Below are 453 nucleotides of genomic sequence, written 5' to 3'. Positions count from 1 at the left end.
CCTTTGCTCTTATGGCGATGATTTCTACTTCCGAGACGACACTAGCTTCGGCAAGGGCGATCGAGCCAACATTGAGTCGATCGATCCGCAGAATCCAGACTTCTTGCAGTATGCGGCAAAGGACGTAACGTCGTTGCTGTGTATCAAACGTGAGCAGCTGGCACGTGCCGATCACATCATGCTGGCAGGTAAAGTATGGCGTCCTTACTATGAGCGCCATATGATCCATCAGATGGGGTGGACAGCTCACCAGCTTTCGCAATTGAAGCAGGACGGTTCCAAGATCAGCAAGGCGTACCTGCGTACACTACTCTCTAAAGAGGGTCCGCTGCGTCGAGAACTGCGTAAGGCAGTGGCCGAGTTCCGCGTGTTCAAGGAGGTGCAACGTGCCAATTCCGAGCTTCTGAAGGAGTCGGGTTTCAAGGCCGGGTTCTTGTTTGGTGCGGCTAAGGC

At 53.9% G+C, this 453-nt stretch carries 1 protein-coding gene; it reads left to right on the top strand.

Going from position 1 to position 453, the window contains the following annotated elements:
* A partial coding sequence (locus AC1RPR_RS08265) for a hypothetical protein (protein WP_481763477.1) occupies positions 1-453 on the top strand: 453 nt, incomplete at both ends.

Source organism: Dellaglioa sp. CoH-57-MRSF-22, assembly GCF_056781895.1.
This window is presented reverse-complemented; position numbering and strand designations above follow the sequence as displayed.